Below are 19,776 nucleotides of genomic sequence, written 5' to 3'. Positions count from 1 at the left end.
CGGCTATGTCACATAGCTTGTCATAACAAGCAGTATGTTTACGCAACAACTGTAACGCTTTCTTTGCATAAGATCTAACCCGACAAAGACCGCAAAAAACATACTTCCCTTTGAAATGACGAGTTTGCCAACATTTGTCTTAATCAACCCTGCAAAGACAAACACCCCTGTGGCATCAGGCGATAAATTCAGAGTAAAATTCTAGTCAATCAGTAAAAGTACGACACAAACACATCAACAATTCTGATTACTTGTTCAAAATCACTACCCAATATCAATCAAAAAGCCCCATCTGTTAGTCAACAAAATGGGGCTTTGTTACGCTACGCCGCTTTAACGGGCTTTTTTATAGGTTTAGACCTCAATCGTCGCAATGTTCGCCTTAGCATCGACGGCTGCTGTTTTTGTTGCTCGGTTTTGCCCAGCATCAACAAGCAGGGCGTCAGAACCAGAGTGAGTACCGTGGCAAATGCCAAACCACCCGCGACCGCCGTTGCTAACTGCGACCACCACTGAGTGCTTGGCGCGCCAAACTCGATCTTTTGATTAATGAGATCGACGTTCATTTCCAGAACCATCGGCATCAGTCCCAAAATCGTCGTGACTGTGGTGAGCATCACTGGGCGCAAACGCTGCACGCCTGTTCTTAATATCGCTTCTCGTTTATCTAAACCGCGCTTGATGAGCTGGTTGTAGGTATCAATAAGCACGATGTTGTTATTCACGACAATCCCAGCGAGCGCGATAACGCCAATGCCCGACATTATGATGCCAAACGGACGTTGGAACACCAGTAGACCCGCAAACACACCCACGGTCGAGAAGATCACAGCACTTAAAATCAGCAGCGCTTGATAGAAGCTATTGAACTGGGTGATCAATATCAGCGCCATGACGGCCAACGCGACCATAAAGGCACTTTGCAAAAACTCAGACGAATTTTTCTGCTCTTCATTTTGGCCTTTGATGACAAACTCAACCCCACTTGGCAGTTCGATCTGATTCAACTGCTCCATAAAGCCTGGCAGTTCTACCGCCAGATTGTAACCATCCGCCATATCGGCTTTGACATTAATAACGCGCACGCCTTCTAAACGATTGATGGTGTCTTGCTTTGGCTCTGGAGTAATTTTGGCGAAGTTGGTGATAGGAACCAGACCTGCCGGTGTCTTAACCCTAAGCTCATCAAAACGACCAATATCACGATGCTCTTCTGGGAATCGCACCAAAATATCCACCTCTTCTGTTGAATCATCAGGAAGATAATCACCAATTTTCAGGCCGTTCGTCACAAACTGCACCGTGTTACCCACCAACGTAGCATCCGCACCAAAGCGAGCGGCATCATCGCGGCTGATATCAATTTGCCAGTCTATCCCTGGCTTGTTTGACGTGTCACTAACGTTAGTCAACTTGTCATTGCCATCGGCCCAGCGACGCACTTGTTTCGCAGCAGCGTCCAAACCGCCTGGGATACGAGCAGACAGTTCGATGACTAAGTCATGCTCAACCGGAGGACCCGCATCCGGGAACTTGTATTCAATCTCCACACCAGCAAACTGATCCGTGGTTTGTTTTAGCTCTTCGATGATAGCTGGCACCTTGCGGCGATATTGCCAATCCACCGGCGTTATTTGAATGACGCCAATTTCATCTTTACCGCCGGTTTTGGTGTAAACACTCTCAAACTCATCATGACCCAGCATCACTTTCTCAACGACGCGCATCACCTCATCTTTTTCATTGATGGACAAGTCACCGTGAGAGCGCACTTTAACGTTGAAAAACGGCGGATCCACTTCAGGGAAGAACTCAGCGCCAAGGCCGGCTTTGTTGTAAGTGAAACCAACACCCACCGCCAAAGCGATAGCCAGCATGAGAATTTTTAACGGATGGCTTAGAGCGATATCTAAGGTGCGGTGATAGAGCTTAGTAATGCCAGTGGCCTTATCGAACTCACCCTCATGCAGCGCCACCATTTTCTTTTGCTTTTCCGGCGAGACATATTGCGGTTTACCAATCAAACCTCCCAGTACTGGGACGAACAGCAGTGCCATTACCAGAGATGCCGTCAATGTCGCAATCAGCGTCATCGGCAAGAACTTCATAAATTCACCGGTAATATCCGGCCAAAACAGCAGCGGCGCGAAAGCGGCCAATGTCGTTGCCGTTGATGCGGTGATCGGCCACGCCATGCGTTTTGCCGCATCACGATAGGCCTCTTTTCGCTCCATTCCTTCTTGCATCCGCCTATCAGCAAACTCAGTCACAACAATCGCACCGTCCACCAGCATGCCGACCGCCATAATCAGCGAGAACAGCACAACAATATTGACCGTTAAGCCAAATACCGACAGCACCAGCAAACCAGTAAGAAACGAGCCAGGAATCGAAATCCCCACCAATAAGGCAGTACGAACCCCGAGGATGGCAATGATCACAATCACCACCAAAATGATCGCCGACAAAATGTTGTTCTGCAGATCATTAAGCATGTTCTTTACATCTTTCGACTCATCTTTGGTGAACTTCACTTGGAGGTTGTTTGGCCACTCTTCACGAAGCTGGGCTTGACGCAATACTTCTTTAACCAGCGCAACGGTCTCGATAATGTTTTCACCCGCGCGCTTTTTCACATCCAGGACCACCGCAGAACGGCCATCAAGACGAGCAAAACTGTTTGGGTCACGGAAGGCGCGGCGCACCGTCGCAACATCCCCAAAGGTGATCACTTGTTTGCCATCGACCTTAACAGGCAACTCCAAGACATCTTTTAGGCTATTGAATACCGATGGCACTTTCACTGAGAAACGGCCGTAACCGGTATCAACAAAGCCCGCGGCTACTACACGGTTGTTAAGGGCGATCAGGTTATAAATGTCTCCTTGATCAAGGCCGTAACTTTCCATCAGCAGTGGATCGACGACGATCTCCACAATGTCTTCTCGGTCACCAGCAATGTCGACTTCCAATACTTGGCGATAGCTTTCTAGTTTGTCACGCAGCTGTCTAGCCAACTGCACTATCGTACGTTCAGGGACAGTACCGTAAAGCACCACAGACAGCACGGGCTGCTGGGAGGCAAAGGTCACTTCGTTGACCGTCGGCTCATCACTGTCTTCAGGCAGTTTCGGCTTGGCAAGATCCACCGCATCGCGGACGTCAGCCATCGCCTTAGTCAAATCAACACCTACGTTAAACTCAAGGGTTACCGATGCGTGGCCTTCTGACGCCACGGCGCTCATCTCTTTGACGCCTTCAATCGAACGCAACTCTTTTTCTAACGGCCTAACCAGCAATCGTTCACTGTCATCGGGCGAAATCCCTTGGTGTCCGACAGACACATAGATAATCGGGATCGTGATGTCTGGGCTCGATTCTTTGGGAATGGTGTTGTAAGTCACGATCCCCGCAACTAACACCAAAACCAACAGACTGAGCATGGTTCTCGAACGCGACAGCGCCGCATCAATCAATGCAAACATACGGCCTCCCTACTGCTGTTCGGCGATTTGATTCGCCTCAGCAACGCTAATGGCGTCAACTTCGTCACCATGGCGTACAAAACCTTGGCCGAGCACGATGATGTCACTTTGAGTGCCAAGACCGGTCAGCCAAACACCATCTTGTTCTGCCTTCACCAGCTGGATCGGCACAAAGTCAACATGGTTACCTTTAAGTGTTTTCACTCCAAGGTTGCCAATTTCGTCTAGGGCTAACATCGCCGGGGTAATTTTAATTGCCAACTGCTCATCCAGTGCCAGCTCTACTTCGGCGCTGACACCAGCAGGAATGCGCTGCTCTGGATTCGGAACGGCAATTTCAATAGGGAAGGTGTTCGTCGAAGCCGACGAGACACGGGAAATGTAGCGCAGCGTACCAGTCACTTCCTCACCACCAATAAAACGAATTGTCGAGGTTTGGTTAGGTGTAAGCTTTTGAATGTGACGCTCACTGACGTCCGCTTCAATCACTAGAGTGTCTAAGTCAATCAAGGTTGCTACCGGATCGCCAACCCCTACAAAGTCACCGAGTTCAATCGACAGATGGTCAACAATACCGGTAAATGGCGCGGTCACAGTTGTATTACGCAGCGCCAATTTGGCCGCACTGACCATCGCCTTTGCTTCTGTCAGGTTAGCCGCAGCAGTCGAGTAAGCCACTTCGCCTTGCAGACCTCTGCTTTTCAAAGACTTAGATGCATTGAATTCTTGTTGCCTAACATTGAGCATGGCCTGTGCACGCTCTAACTGGATATTAAGGTCACCTTTATCAATCTGTGCAATCGCCTGACCTTGTTTGACCTCATCGCCTTTTTCAACGTTGAGCTTGATGATTTTGCCCGCAATTTCAGCGCCGAGACGCGCTGTACGATCCGGTGCGGTACGACCGTACAAGTCGATTTTCTTGTCGATCTTTTCAGCGGTAAATTGTTGATAGACAACTCGAGCGAGCGGAATGGTTTGTTCTTTTTTCTGGGTGGGTGCTTCTTCAGCTTTTAGCACACCCAGACCTAGCCAAGTAGATAGCGCCAATACGCATACCAATGAAATTAGCCAAGGACGTTTTGATAGAAAGCTGCCACGTTGAGTAGTTGGCATAATAATTTCCCTATTATTGTAATCCGACACTGTTGACGTTCTACGATTCTAAACAGCATCCGGTTTAAAAAACAACCAATAATCAATCGCTAAACGACACCTTTCTGCCAGATACCACGCGCTGACCATTACCTCGAGTGTAACAAACAAATCACCGCCAGCTAACACTTCCGCTACCTGTCCGTGGTGTTTTTTTAACCTACCTCGTATTTAAAGCAAAAAAAAGGCGAACCTGATGTTCACCTTTCTCTTGTCATGACTGTGAAAACTACACGCTAAACGATGCGCCGCAACCACAGGTCGTTGTGGCGTTCGGGTTATCAACGAAAAAGCGCGAGCCTTCTAGTCCTTCGGTATAGTCCACTGTACCACCGACTAGATACTGCAAACTCATTGGGTCAACGACCAACGTCACACCACACTTTTCAATCGTGGTATCACCGTCGTTAACGCTCTCATCGAAAGTAAAACCGTACTGAAAACCACTACAGCCACCACCGGTGATGTATACACGAAGCTTAAGCTCTGGGTTTTCTTCTTCTGCGATCAACGCATTTACACGCGTCGCCGCCGCTTCAGAAAAATTTAATGGAATAGCTACATCACTCACGGGAACCTCTCTTGCTACTCTGCCGCACACGCTTATCTCACCCAACCAAAATCGTGACAATCATTGGCGGATAAAACAGGCTGCGATGAATTAACAGCGCTCAATACTTAGCCGAGCATCATTGTAATTTGTAAAGTTATTGTCGGCGATTATCTAATACCTGAGTGCTTCGTTCAAGTATTAGACAAACTCAAATTAATAGAGATGTACCTAAAACTCGTATCAATATAAGAAAATGTGCTCAAAACACTTCTCGATTCGATTTGTAGATGTACAATGCTGCACACTTGGTCCGAACAAGCAAAGAGGAACTTTCCATGACCAAATCAGCAGAGCTATATGAAAAAGCGCAACAGACCATCCCTGGTGGTGTTAACTCTCCGGTTCGTGCCTTTAACGGCGTAGGTGGCTCACCTATTTTCGTTGAACGCGCCGATGGTCCATTGATGTTTGATGCTGATGGTAAAGCCTACATCGACTACGTAGGTTCATGGGGTCCGATGATCCTTGGTCACAACCACGCAGTGATTCGTGATGCAGTGATCGATGCGGCTCAGCGCGGTCTTAGCTTCGGTGCACCAACCGAAATGGAAATCAACATGGCTGAGCTGGTTCGCAAACTAGTCCCTTCTATGGAACAACTGCGCATGGTGAGCTCAGGTACGGAAGCGACCATGAGTGCCATCCGTCTCGCTCGCGGCTACACCGGCCGTGACAAAATCATCAAATTTGAGGGCTGCTACCATGGCCACGCCGACAGCCTTCTCGTAAAAGCAGGCTCAGGTGCATTAACACTTGGTCAGCCAAGCTCACCAGGCGTACCGGCTGATTTTGCTAAGTACACATTAACAGCACGCTTCAACGACCTTGAGTCTGTAAAAGCGCTATTCGAAGCAAACAAAGGCGAGATTGCTTGTATCATCGTTGAGCCTGTTGCGGGCAACATGAACTGTATTCCACCGGTTGAAGGCTTCCACGAAGGTCTGCGTCAGATCTGTGATGACGAAGGCGCACTGCTTATCTTTGATGAAGTTATGACCGGTTTCCGTGTTGCTCAAGGCGGCGCGCAAGCTTATTACAACATCAAGCCAGACCTAACAACTCTAGGTAAAATCATCGGTGGTGGCATGCCAGTCGGCGCATTTGGTGGCCGCAAGGAAGTGATGCAACACATTGCTCCGACAGGTCCGGTTTACCAAGCTGGTACCTTATCTGGTAACCCAATCGCCATGGCCGCAGGATACGCTTGTTTGACACTGCTATCTGAAGAAGGCAACGAAAAACGCCTGGCGCTAAAAACTAAGCAGCTTGCGGATGGTTTCAAATCACTTGCTGATAAGCACGGCATTCCACTGGTGGTTAATCAAGTTGGCGGCATGTTCGGCTTCTTCTTTACAGAACAAGAGACCATCACTTGCTACGAGGACGTGGCGAAATGTGACGTTGAGCGATTCAAGCGTTTCTTCCACCTAATGCTTGATCACGGTGTGTATCTTGCGCCATCTGCATTCGAAGCAAGCTTTACTTCACTAGCACATGGCTCAAAAGAAATCGATGCGACGCTTGAAGCGGCTGATCGCTGCTTTGCTATGCTGGCACAAGAAGCATAATCGAGAGCCAAGGCCTCAAACGCATTACTAAGGGCTGACTACTTCAGCCCTTTTTTACGCCTGCCAATTAAAAATAACCAACAGCACCAAAAGCCCAATCGTGATGGAAAACCACGGCACGGGCGGCCTTTTTTTCCTGCTCTGCTTACAACTTTTATCGTCACTACAACAGCCCATTACTCACTCCTAGCGCACCAGTTCTGACACTATTTTAAATTGATCACTCAGTGATTTACGTCCATTATATGACCAACACTGCTTATGTCTGTCAGCGTTTGTCGAAGCCTGATGATGTAACACTCTACACTTCCAGTGATAAGGAAACTCTGTGAACAACAAAATGAACGTGACAGCCAGCCATTGGGTACTGATTGTTGCCCTACTCTTTGCCGGGTTTGCCTGCTACCTATTGGTGGAGCCCTACATCAACTCCATTGTCATGGCATTTATTCTGTCACTATTGATGTTCCCTATCCATGAGTGGATTGAACGCAAACTGCCTAAACACAAAAACATCGTCGCTTTGCTGTCTTGTATCGTGTTGACCTTTATTATCGTCATGCCTTTGATGCTGGTATTCAGTGCCATCGTTCAGCAAGGCTCGGTATTCTCCCAGAACATGTATCAATGGGTCACGGGAGGAGGCATTCAAGAAGTCATCGCCCACCCTTGGGTCGTCACAGGGTTGGATTTTGTTAATGAATATCTGCCGTTCGATGCGATTAACCCTCAAGACATTGCTCAAAAGGCGGCCGAGTTCGCCACTTCCCTGGGCTCGAACCTAGTCGCAATGAGCGCAAAAATCCTTGGTGATGCCACGAACTTCCTGATGAACTTCTTCTTGATGTTGTTTGTGTTATTTTTCCTTCTGCGTGACCACGACAAAATCATCGCGGCTATTCGCCATATTTTGCCGTTTTCTCGTAGCCAAGAAGACCGTCTACTAAGTGAAATTGAGAAAGTGTCTAAATCTGCCGTGATGGGATCGTTCTTAACCGCCATCGCGCAAGGTGCCGCTGGCGGCTTCGGTATGTGGATGGCAGGTTTTCCCGGTCTGTTCTGGGGCACCATGATGGGCTTTGCCTCATTTATCCCAGTCGTCGGTACAGCACTGATTTGGATTCCCGCTACCGCTTATCTTCTGATCACTGGTGATACTGGCTGGGGCTTGTTCTTGGCGATTTGGAGCATCGCAGTGGTAGGGTCCATTGATAATGTGCTACGTCCATTGCTGATGCAGGGCAGCGCAGGCATGAATACCCTGATGATCTTCTTCTCGCTATTAGGTGGTATTCACTTGTTCGGTCTCATCGGCCTTATTTATGGCCCACTGATCTTCGCGATTACCATGGTGCTGTTCAACATGTACGAAGAGGAGTTCAAAGAATTCCTCGATGGCCAAGATAGAAGCTAGAGTCTTTTTTCAGGGAGGGGTTTGTGAGAGAATCGCCTCCCCTTTTATTTCGAGAGAAACATTGCCATGGCAAGCTACATCGCACCCAGTCAAATTGCACAACGACAACTAGAGTATTTTGCCGGCAAGCGTGTGTTGGTCATTGGCGAAATTGAAGATAGTTTTCCCGTTGAACTGAGTCGCCATTGTGACAAAGTGACGGTGTTTACCAGCAACTACATCACTTACCGCTCTCTTCAATCGTCATCGAAAATTGAGACTCTGTTTGGCGCATCGCTTCCTGGCGATATTGATGCAGACATGATCTTGCTGTACTGGCCAAAAGCAAAAGCAGAAGCCCAAATGCTGCTACACATGTCTTTGGCTGCGCTCGGCAAAGAGACCGAAATCGTTGTGGTGGGTGAAAACCGCTCTGGAGTAAAAAGCATTGAGAAAATGTTTGCCGCTTATGGGCCAATCAACAAATACGACTCCGCCCGACGCTGCTCGTTTTACTGGGGCGTTTGCCAACAAGCACCTGAAGCATTCGATTTACAGAGCCAGTTCAAAACTTACCATGTTGAACTCAATGGTGTCGCTATCACAGTTAAGAGCCTACCTGGGGTCTTTAGCCACGGCGAATTCGACCACGGTACGCAGCTGCTGCTCAATAACTTACCAGAGCTAACAGGCAAAGTGCTCGACTTTGGCTGCGGTGCGGGCGTTATTGGCGCATACATGGGACTGAAAAACCCAACCAGCAAGCTCAATCTCTGCGATATCAATGCGTTTGCGATTGAATCAAGTAAGCAAACCTTGGCTGCTAACGGGTTAACTGGTGAGGTTTTTGCCTCTGATGTGTATTCTGATATCGACAAAGACTTTGATTTTATCGTCAGCAACCCACCATTTCACGCAGGGCTAGATACCAGTTATTCTGCAACAGAGACCTTACTCTCTGATGCTCCTAAGCATCTAAATAAACAAGGCCAGCTTTGGATTGTAGCGAACAGCTTTCTGAAATACCCACCAATCATTGAGCAGCAATTTGGCCACTGTGAAACGGTTGCAAAAAACCGCAAATTTGCCATTTATCACGCTGCAAAATAACGTCCTAAGTCATGACTTATCGCGCCATCTGCTCTACTAGTTAGCAGCGTGTGGCGCGACTATCCCGCTAACCTCTGGTAATTTCTTACAAAAACAGCAAAGCTGCGACAATTTTGTGTGTCCCCACACGATTTGCTGGTCACTTACTTGCCAATACAAAATAAGTCTATAAATTGGTAAGGTTAACAGTGTTTAGTTCATTGAGTGAGAGAACCTTTCCCCCATGTTAAAGCTGCGTCGCAAACAGAAATTTAAACGATTGCAAAACACCCTAATGATGGCGTTTTTGGTACTCAGTATCACCCCGCTAACCATCATTGCGCTTTTCTTTCTGAACGCACACAGTCAAGATCTTCGCGATCAAAGCACCTCCCACTTGGTCTCACTGCGTGACACCAAAAAGCAGCAAATCGTCGACTACTTTAACGCTCAAGAGTCGGAAGTCATGGGCTTTGTGCGCTCGGAATTGGCGTTTGCAAGTGGTGGCCGTTTTTATGGTCTGGTCAATGCGTTCCAAAGCCTTGGCGATGATATCGAGCAAGCACGCCGCCATGCTCAAGAACGTTATATTCAAGGCTCGGGGGATCAAGTAAAAACCACGATCCTCCCAGACTCAAGCAGCTATGTGGGTAGCGAACGCTACCGATTACTGCATAAACGTTATCACCGAGCCTTCATGGAGCACCTCAAACGCTCCGACTTCGATGACATCATCTTGGTCGATTTAGCAGGTAACGTGACATACTCGGTGTATAAGTTTGATTACTTTGGCACAAACTTAGAGACTGGAAGCTACTCGACTCGCGTACTGGGTGAGACCTTCGCGCGCCTTAAGTCCGAAGTGAAACAAAAGCGCCAAGAAAACGAAGAATATACGCCTGTCATCGTTTCAGACTTCGCAGAGTACGAAGGTAAACAATACGCCTGGGTCGGTGCCCCTATCATCCAACAAGGTTACTTGCACAGCTACGCCATGTTCCGCCTGCCAATCAGCGGAATGACCAAGCTCATCACCGATGGCACACCACAAGACATCAGTGTTCTTCTTGTCGGCAGCGACCACTCAGCAAAAATTCTTGGATTAACACCACAAACCATCGCCAACAGCGACAGTGTCATTTCTGAAGCGCTGTCAGGGATTACCGATGTTAGCCGTTACCAAAGCACGCTAGGTGAAAAGTACTTCGCCGCCTTTGCGCCGATTGCTTTGAATACAACGCACTGGGCACTCGTTGTCGAAACCCCAGAAGCCATTGCCTTTGCCAGCGTCAATCAACTGGAAACTCTGTTTGTGGTCGCGATGTTGACCGCTATCGTCGTGGTCGTTATTGCCTCGCACTATCTATCCAACTTTATTACGTCACCACTACTCAAACTCACTTGGGCTGCTGAGCGCGCGTCGGGGGGCGATCTCGACCCGTCGATTATCAACCTAGAGCGCTCCGATGAGATTGGTCGTCTTGCAGTCAGCTTTGAACGTATGCGACGCTCCATTAAAGACAAAATTGAGCTCATCAAAAGTCAAAACCAAGAGCTAGAACAAAGTCTGGCCATCATTAAAAAACAAAACGAAGAATTGCAGCTTGCCGATAAACTTAAAGACGAATTTCTCGCCACTACATCGCACGAGCTGCGCACGCCACTGCATGGGATGATCGGTATCGCTGAAGCGATGATCTCTGGGGCCAATGGCCCGATCGGTGCCAATCATAAGTACCAACTTGATATCATCGTAAATAGTGGTCAGCGCCTAGCAAGCCTTGTTGATGACCTGCTTGATTACCACAAGATGCGCTATGGCAGTCTTGATATTGAGCGTCAGGCGCTTAGTTTAACTAGCACGACGCAGTTGGTGATTGAACTGTCTAACCACCTGCTCGGTGATAAGAAGATCCGCATTATCAACCAAGTGCTTGAGCCACTCCCACTGATTTCCGCCGATCCACAGCGATTGGAGCAAGTGCTGTACAACTTACTGGGCAATGCGATTAAGTACACCAACGAAGGTAAGATAGTGCTCTCCGCAACGGCCATGAGCGATCATATTCGCGTTCAGGTGGTCGATACTGGCCAAGGAATCCCAGCCAAACAGCTAGAGCATATTTTTGAGCCTCTGGTACAGGCAGGACACGATTCAGGCCATTATCGTCAAGGAGCTGGACTGGGCCTTTCTATCAGCCGTCAACTCATCGAGCTCATGGGCGGTTCGCTCTATGTCAGTAGTCAGCCTCATGTGGGAACCACGTTCAGCTTTACCTTGCCGCTGGCGACGCAACAAGAAATTGAAACGCAGGCACAGACAAGTTCAGTAAGCCACTTTCAAATTACCGAATCTTCTGAGCTGGCACTGGAGGAAGAGGAAGTTCTTCCAGAAAATCCTGACGGTCCCGTACTGCTCATTGCCGATGATGAACCCGTCAACTTACGGATTTTAGAAAGCTTCCTACGACTCGAAGGCTATCAGGTTCGCCTAGCCAAAGACGGTATTGAGGCGCTCGAGCAAATTGAAAAAGACAAACCCGAACTGCTGCTATTGGACATCATGATGCCAGGCATGAGTGGCTTTGAAGTGTGTGAAGCGGTGCGAGAAAACTATGATCATGCCGCACTGCCGATCATTATGCTGACTGCCCTCAACCAGCCTGAGGACAGAGTGCGTGGCTTTGAACTCGGTGCGAATGACTATTTAGCCAAGCCATTCAGTAAACCTGAGCTCGCCGCGCGTATCGCCGCGCACTTGCAAGCTAGCAAGGCTGAAGAGCGTCGCACTGAAAACCAAAATCTGAAATACGAACTCAAGCAGCGTGCTATGGTAGAAGCAAGCTTGCTCGAAACCCAAGGGCGATTGATCGAGCAGCTCGACAACGCTCCAGAAGCCATTTTGTGTATTCGTGACGATTTAAAAGTGCAATTCGCAAACCAAAGTGCGGCGCGACTGTTTAAGCGCTCTATTGAACAACTAAAGCGCACCAGCGTTGAAGAATTAGTCGCCCCGAAGTTTATTCACTTAAATCAAGACCACTATTTTGGTGAGATTGATGCCTTCGTCGACGACATACGCCAGCACATCAATGCTGACATTCTAATGCTTCCAGAAGGCTCTGGCCTGAAAAGCATCTATATTTTTGAGCAAGGAATGTCGCTTGATGCCAGCCGAGTGAAGAACCTTGAAACCGCCATCGATGCACTTTCAACCTACGCAATCGAGGGTGACAAAGCCAAACTCAAAGAACTCAAAGAGCTGGGTGGCGAGTTCACTCGCTTAGCCGACAAAGCCGAAGGTGAAGAGAAGTCGCGTCCTGAAATCATGCGCGAAGTGCTGGTAGAAACCATGACCAGCTCGCTGAGCTATTGGGAAGATGTGACCGGCCAGACCAAGTTTGCCTTTGCCGAACAAAGCGGATTGTGGCGTGTCTACCTTGACCGTAGCACACTGCAAACTCGAACTTTAGATAAGTATTTGCGCCTTGAAACACTGCCGAAAACACCAAGGTGGCGCACGGTACTCAGCTCCGTCGAGTACATCTTGGAGCACTGCCATAAACAAGGCCCTGAGCGAGATTACATCATCAGCTTACGAGATAAACTGCAGCGACTGCTGACAAGTTAGCCCCAACGAATCCGCTTACTCAGCCCATAAAAAAACCACGGTGATGACCGCAATGTAGATCAGATAAGGATCGGTTGACCGATCCTTCTGATGAGAGACAATCGGAAACCTGTTTATAGGTTTCCGATTTTTTTATGTCTATTCAAAACTTCTTTGCCGACTTCCTCGAAGAAAACCCTGTCGATGTAGCTCAGCTCACCACATTCTCTGAACATATTCCTGATGAGTGGGTCGCTAAAGCAGCCTCTCTGTCTGATAAAGCGACAATCCGTCGACGCCGACTACCGAGTGATATGGTTTTGTGGTTAATTGTTGGTATGGCTTTTTTCCGTAATGAACCCATTGCCGAAGTCGCACGGAGAATGAACGTCTGTGCTGATGGCCTTGCTGATGAAGAACTGTTGGCAAAGAGCGCTTTAACCCAAGCAAGACAGCGCTTAGGTAAAGCAGCACCAGAATGGCTGTTTAAGCAATGCGGAAAAACATGGGGGCTTGAGCGATACCCTGATGATACTTGGCAAGGCCTACAGGTTTTTGCTGTAGATGGTGCTCTTTTTAGAACAGCTGACACACCCGAATTAAGAGAACATTTTGGCTCTGGTAATACGTCTAGCAACAGGCAAACACCTCATCCAGTATTGAGGGTTGTGACAATGATGAATGTTCGCTCTCATGTCATCGTTGATGCAGCGATAAGCCCGTATCGCCGAGGTGAAATCCCTCTAGCGATGCCCTTCATCAACGCTTTACCAGACAACTCTGTGACATTACTGGATAAAGGGTTTTATGGAGCAGATTTACTACTTTCTCTTCACAACAGTGGAATAAATAGACATTGGCTTCTCCCTGCAAAGAAAGGAGTCAAATATACCCTACTGGACGATAAAGAAAGCAGTGACATGCTAGTAGAGATGAAGACCTCTCCACAGGCTCGTAAGAAGAACCCTAATCTTCCTGAGAAATGGACAGTCAGGGCGGTCACTTACGAGGTCCAAGGTAAATCCAAGACGGTGTTTACCTCTCTTCCTAGAGACAAGTATGACGCTCAATCCGTGGCAGAGCTTTATCATGAAAGGTGGGAGATAGAATTAGGTTATCGTGATATCAAGAGTTCGATGCAACATAACGCTTTAGTGTTGAGAAGCAAAACAGTCGATCTCGTCTATCAAGAGCTATGGGGACTGCTACTTGGTTATAACTTGGTGAGACGAGAAGCTAGTCAAGCCGCAGTTGAACACGGGCGCTTACCTAATGAAATAAGTTTTAAGTATGCTTGCCAATTTATAGCCAGCCAGCTCAAAGTGATGAGTAAAGCGGTATCCTTAGGTAACACGCCGAAACGCTTAAAGAGCCTTCGAGGCGACCTATCCATCCTCTTTATAGACAAACGCCCTAAGCCAAACCGGCCTAGGGCGGTAAAAATATCAAAAACCCGATACCCTGTTAATCGCAACGCTGCTCCTCTTAAATGAACTACGTTGCGGTGATGACCGTGGTTTTTTAGTGCTTATTGTTGATAAGCGGCGCGAGCACCGCTATCCATCATCGCAATTACGCTGGCTCTTGGAAAATCACAGTATCTGCTTTTTCCGTGTACTCAGCCATGCGATGGAAGTTTAGGTAACGGTAAGTATCCGCTGCCGTCGGGTCGATCTGCTTCATGTACTCTAGGTACTCTTCCTTCGTTGGGATCTTCCCAAGAATCGCACCGACTGAAGAAAGCTCCGCAGACGCTAGGTAGACATTCGCACCTGTACCTAAACGGTTCGGGAAGTTACGTGTTGATGTCGACATTACCGTCGCTTCATCCGCTACGCGAGCCTGGTTACCCATACATAGTGAACAGCCCGGAGTTTCGATACGAACCCCAGCACGGCCAAAGATGCCGTAGTAACCTTCTTCTGTAAGCTGGTCGCGGTCCATTTTCGTTGGCGGCGCGACCCATAGACGCGTATCAAGCTGACCGTTGTACTTATCTAGAAGCTTACCTGCCGCGCGGAAGTGACCGATGTTCGTCATACATGAACCAATGAATACTTCATTGATTTCTGTGCCTTGAACATCTGATAGCAGACGAGCATCATCAGGGTCGTTTGGTGCACACAGAATTGGTTCTGTTACGTCAGCCAAATCGATTTCAATCACATGTGCGTATTCCGCATCACCATCAGCCGTCATTAGCTCTGGGTTTGCTAACCACTCTTCCATGCCCGTGATACGACGCTCGATGGTACGGCGATCGCCATAACCTTCCGAAATCATCCACTTAAGCATAGTGATGTTCGAGTTTAGGTACTCAGAGATAGAATCTTGAGACAGTTTAACCGTACAACCTGCCGCACTACGTTCAGCAGAAGCATCTGATAGCTCAAACGCTTGCTCAACCGTTAGATGCTCAACACCTTCAATTTCTAGAATACGGCCAGAGAATTCATTGATCTTACCGGCTTTCTCAACCGTCAGTAGACCTTGCTGAATGGCGTAGTAAGGGATGGCATGAACCAGGTCGCGAAGCGTGATACCAGGTTGCATTTCGCCTTTAAAGCGCACCAAGATAGACTCAGGCATATCCAGTGGCATAACGCCTGTAGCCGCGGCAAACGCAACCAGACCCGAACCTGCTGGGAAAGAAATACCTAGCGGGAAACGCGTATGAGAGTCACCACCGGTACCCACAGTATCTGGCAGTAGCATGCGGTTTAGCCACGAGTGAATAACACCATCACCTGGACGAAGCGATACACCCGCGCGGTTCATAATGAAGTCCGGCAAGGTATGGTGCGTGTTCACGTCAACTGGTTTTGGATACGCAGAAGTGTGACAGAATGACTGCATCACAAGGTCAGCAGAGAAGCCAAGACACGCAAGGTCTTTAAGCTCATCACGCGTCATAGGACCGGTTGTATCTTGAGAGCCAACCGTTGTCATCTTAGGCTCACAGTAAGTGCCAGGGCGAATACCTTCAACGCCACACGCTTTACCTACCATCTTCTGAGCAAGTGTGTAGCCTTTGCCAGTATCTTCAGCAGCAACAGGAAGACGGAATACCTCAGATGGCGCAAGACCCAGAGATTGACGCGCTTTGTCTGTTAGACCACGACCGATGATCAGTGGAATACGACCACCAGCACGAACTTCATCAATCAGTACGTCTGTTTTTAGGCCAAACTCCGCCAGTGTTTCACCAGAAGCGTGGTCGCACACTTTGCCTTCGTAAGGGTAAACATCAATCACGTCACCCATGTTCAGCTTAGTCACATCGACTTCGATAGGCAGCGCGCCCGCATCTTCCATTGTGTTGAAGAAGATAGGTGCAATCTTACCACCAAGAACGTAACCGCCAGCGCGTTTGTTTGGTACATTCGGGATATCATCACCCATGAACCAAAGCACTGAGTTCGTTGCTGATTTACGAGAAGAACCCGTACCAACAACATCACCCACATACACTAGCTGGTGACCTTTCTCTTTAAGCGCTTCGATCTGTTTGATTGGACCAACTGAGCCTTGTTGGTCTGGATCAATACCATCACGAGCATTTTTCAGCATCGCCAGTGCGTGCACTGGAATATCTGGACGCGACCAAGCGTCTGGTGCTGGTGATAGATCATCAGTGTTGGTTTCGCCTGTTACCTTAAATACGGTCAGGGTGATCTTTTCTTGAAGTTCAGGTTTAGATAGGAACCATTCTGCTTCAGCCCAAGAGGTCAAAACTTGCTTCGCGTAAGCATTGCCTGCTTTTGCTTTCTCTTCGACGTCGTAGAATGCATCGAACATTAGTAGCGTGTGTGAAAGGGCTTTAACCGCGATTGGGGCAAGCTCTGCATCATCGAGCAATGACACGAGAGATTCGATATTGTAACCGCCTTGCATCGTACCAAGTAGTTGTGCTGCTTTTTCACGGCTCACTAGAGGTGATTCCACTTCACCTTTGGTAATGGCCGTCAGAAAGCCGGCTTTAACGTAAGCAGCTTCATCAACACCTGGTGGGATACGGTTCTCTAGGAGATCGAGGATAAACTCTTCTTCACCTTGAGGCGGGTTCTTTAGTAATTCAACAAGTCCTGCAACTTGTTCAGCGTCTAAGGGTCTAGGAACAACTCCTTCGGCAGCACGCTCTTCGACGTGTTTACGGTAGGCTTCAAGCACGACTTTTTCCTCTCATTGCGGTCCCTCCTTATAATTAGAATTCGGAGTGGACATCCTTGGAAACTTGGCTCTCCCTTGCCATTGGTCGTCTTCAACTAATTGAATCAACAGCGCCAGAGAGGCCAAACTGTGGGGCGAAGGATACCAAATTTAACGTTAAATTAAAATCTTCCCATTTTGACCAACATTGCAAGTTTGAGTAAAAATCAACGATTTCCGACTGATGTCGCAACAGTTTAGCGTCAAATTGGCCCTTCATTTTTAGCATTTATGTTCGGTATAACCTTGAGTGATAGCAAACTTAGTAGGCGGCACCGATAATCAAGTAGAACGAACGCAGCCCAGTCTCCACTTGTCCATAGGAGAACATAATGGGGCCAACCGGTGAGTCTATTCCTGCAAACACGGAGCCCGCTAAAAACAGCGGCGCATCTGAAAAATTCTCATCCGTCCAAACGCCACCATATTCGGCAGACGCCCCCAGATAGACTGGCGACTGGAACATGCCAAAGTCATTATCAAACCAGCGATAACGGTACACTAAGCTGCCAAAGACTTTGTTCTGGCCAATCAGGCTATTGCGAGGGATACCGGATAAGTTTAAGAACCCTCCCAACTCTCGAGGGCTAACCGGTAGAGAGTCGTTCTCAGTGGAGATCATGCCCACATCGACAGAACCGACAAAGGTATTGCGCCCAACCGTGCGCGCATATTTCGTCTCCACTGTGATTTCTTTAGCGTAATCGGAAAAGCTCGACACTTCGGTATTCAGGTTCTGGTCTCCGCTATCCCGAGAGTGCAAGTACTCAAGGTTCACATACCAGCCTTTGGTCGGCAGACTAAAGTCATCTAAAGTATCGAGTCGATAGTTAACAAACAAACCTTTGCGGTCAAAGTCGAATTTACCTGCCGATGGCAGTGGTGATACAAGCGACTCACCCGTAGTGAATCGTGCCCCAAATTTAAACTCTTGCCAGAGCGTAGGCTGATATCCGGCCGCTAATTGACCTTCCCACTCTCGATAGGTAACAGGGATAAAGTCCGCACTGCCTTTAAGCGCCGGCTTCACACAATCATCCCCTGACGGGTTGATCTCACAAAGTACATTACGTTTATCACTGTTGTACTTCACACCAGCTAACCAGAAAAAGTCCTGATTGAGCATAAACGGCGAGTAAAGCTCCGCCTCAACCCGCTTATCGGTACCAAAGTCTGCGTTGACACGCAGCTCCGCTCCGCGGTCATTGAGATCGGTGAAGTTGGTGCTGACACCAATGGAGTAAAAACTGTTGGCGTTAAAGTCCTCTTCCAGATAGAAACGAAAGTCCATGTAGTTTGGACCCCACGACTTCTCTTTAACGTTCACCAACAGGTTTGTCTCACCATCGACCTCTTTGTATTGATAGGTAATAAGCTCAAAGCGATCAAGGGCATAAAGCTCCTCGATACGCTGTTCAATTTCATCAGTCTCAAGCACTTCACCTGCATTGAGACCAAGACGCGTGGTAATAAGCTCATCGCTGTAATGGCTTTGGTTGTTGATCACTATCTTGTCGACAACATTTTCATCGCCATACAACAGCTCACGCCTCGCTTCCTGCTTGCCATCAATGTAGTGCTGATATTGCGCACCATTGACCGACAGAGCCCGCAACTGCTGCTCATTTTGATACGCCACTTGATAGCCAAGATCGTAAGCTCGTGGCATAGAGGAGAAGTCCGTGGTCGCGATTTGCCCCACACCGGGATGGAGATAGATATCGCCTTCTTCCAATACTTGCATCTGCTCTTCAGTGCTGCGTCTTACCAAGTAGTTCGACAGCTGCTCACCAACACTAAAAAAGCTATTGAAGTCTTCCCGGGTTTTGTAATCACTGCTGATATCCACCGCAATGATGATGTCAGCCCCCATCTGCTTTGCCAGTTCGACTGGCATGTTGTTGGTCACGCCACCATCCACCAGCAGATAGCCATCGACCTCATAGGGAGGTAATGCCCCCGGCACCGACATACTGGCCATCATGGCATCCACCAGATAACCATCTTCCATGACTACAGGTTCAAGTTTAAGGATGTCGGTCGCCACCGAGCGATACGGAATAGCGAGTTCGTCAAAGGAGTCAAATTCTGGAAGGTTGCCCGTAGTTTTGCGCAAGATACGCAGCATGTTCTGTCCCTGAACCACCCCTTTCGGTGCTTCGATGGAGCCCAGGTGCAGGCCAATATCGGTACGGATTTGATAACGGTCTTCGGCTTCTTTGTCGCGAATACGGCGTTGACTGCGGTTAACGCGATCGCGATAACCATTATTCCAATCGACCGTGTAGATGAAGCTTTCAATCTCTTCGGCACTCATGCCGGTAGCATAAAGACCACCAACATAAGCCCCCATGCTAGTACCGGTGATGATGTCCACCGGTATTTGCATCTCTTCAAGCGCTTTTAGTACCCCAATGTGCGCCGCCCCTTTAGCACCGCCACCGGCGAGCACCACACCAATAGTCGGGCGTTCATCAGCATGTTCTGCCTGTGGCGTCGTATTTTTTGCAGCCAACATTCCACTACAAGAGAAGGTGGCGACGGCTAAAAGCCAATGAGTTAGGCGTTTCACATTCATCCCTAAAAGCGCTTAATAATTATTGGTTAATATACTGATATACTAACTACTCTCCATATAATTAACACTAATCCAA

The 19,776-nt window shown here is 48.3% G+C and carries 10 protein-coding genes; 5 read left to right on the top strand and 5 right to left on the bottom strand.

Annotation, left to right across the window (positions count from 1 at the left end; translation table 11 throughout):
• Nucleotides 1-323: 323 nt before the first annotated feature.
• From AAA946_RS02765 to erpA, 3 genes are all read right to left on the bottom strand, one after another.
• On the bottom strand, nucleotides 324-3,485 hold the full coding sequence (locus AAA946_RS02765) for an efflux RND transporter permease subunit (protein ID WP_338163520.1): 3,162 nt from the start codon (nucleotides 3,483-3,485) through the stop codon (nucleotides 324-326).
• Nucleotides 3,486-3,494: 9 nt separating this feature from the next.
• Nucleotides 3,495-4,601 carry an efflux RND transporter periplasmic adaptor subunit gene (locus AAA946_RS02760; RefSeq protein WP_338163519.1) on the bottom strand — a complete coding sequence of 369 codons (1,107 nt, stop codon included), beginning with the start codon at nucleotides 4,599-4,601 and terminating at the stop codon, nucleotides 3,495-3,497.
• Nucleotides 4,602-4,869: 268 nt separating this feature from the next.
• Nucleotides 4,870-5,211 carry an iron-sulfur cluster insertion protein ErpA gene (gene erpA, locus AAA946_RS02755; protein WP_042501206.1) on the bottom strand — a complete coding sequence of 114 codons (342 nt, stop codon included), beginning with the start codon at nucleotides 5,209-5,211 and terminating at the stop codon, nucleotides 4,870-4,872.
• A gap of 317 nt (nucleotides 5,212-5,528) precedes the next feature.
• On the opposite strand from erpA, the gene hemL reads away from it, so the two are divergent.
• From hemL to AAA946_RS02730, 5 genes are all read left to right on the top strand, one after another.
• Entirely contained in the window at nucleotides 5,529-6,821 is a 1,293-nt protein-coding gene (hemL, locus tag AAA946_RS02750; RefSeq protein WP_338163518.1) for a glutamate-1-semialdehyde 2,1-aminomutase, read from the top strand.
• Nucleotides 6,822-7,161: 340 nt separating this feature from the next.
• Nucleotides 7,162-8,235, top strand: a complete 1,074-nt coding sequence (locus tag AAA946_RS02745; protein ID WP_445206087.1) for an AI-2E family transporter — start codon at nucleotides 7,162-7,164, stop codon at nucleotides 8,233-8,235.
• A gap of 66 nt (nucleotides 8,236-8,301) precedes the next feature.
• Nucleotides 8,302-9,324 (top strand): 16S rRNA (guanine(1207)-N(2))-methyltransferase RsmC, encoded by a 1,023-nt coding sequence (rsmC, locus tag AAA946_RS02740; RefSeq protein ID WP_338163516.1) that lies wholly within the window; start codon nucleotides 8,302-8,304, stop codon nucleotides 9,322-9,324.
• A gap of 223 nt (nucleotides 9,325-9,547) precedes the next feature.
• Entirely contained in the window at nucleotides 9,548-12,934 is a 3,387-nt protein-coding gene (locus tag AAA946_RS02735) for a hybrid sensor histidine kinase/response regulator (RefSeq protein WP_338163515.1), read from the top strand.
• Nucleotides 12,935-13,068: 134 nt separating this feature from the next.
• A complete protein-coding gene (locus AAA946_RS02730) occupies nucleotides 13,069-14,406 on the top strand; it encodes an IS4 family transposase (protein WP_338163367.1) in 1,338 nt (445 codons plus the stop codon).
• A 79-nt stretch (nucleotides 14,407-14,485) separates the two neighbouring features.
• On the opposite strand, the gene acnB is transcribed toward AAA946_RS02730, so the two are convergent.
• Complete coding sequence (gene acnB, locus AAA946_RS02725) at nucleotides 14,486-17,083, bottom strand: bifunctional aconitate hydratase 2/2-methylisocitrate dehydratase (protein ID WP_338163514.1); 2,598 nt, start codon at nucleotides 17,081-17,083, stop codon at nucleotides 14,486-14,488.
• A gap of 301 nt (nucleotides 17,084-17,384) precedes the next feature.
• On the bottom strand, nucleotides 17,385-19,700 hold the full coding sequence (locus AAA946_RS02720) for a patatin-like phospholipase family protein (RefSeq protein ID WP_445206049.1): 2,316 nt from the start codon (nucleotides 19,698-19,700) through the stop codon (nucleotides 17,385-17,387).
• Between the last annotated feature and the right edge of the window lie 76 nt (nucleotides 19,701-19,776).

It is taken from the genome of Vibrio sp. 10N, assembly GCF_036245475.1.
Lineage (GTDB): Bacteria > Pseudomonadota > Gammaproteobacteria > Enterobacterales > Vibrionaceae > Vibrio.
Note: the sequence above shows the minus strand (reverse complement) of the source record. Positions and strands in the feature narration are given on the sequence as shown.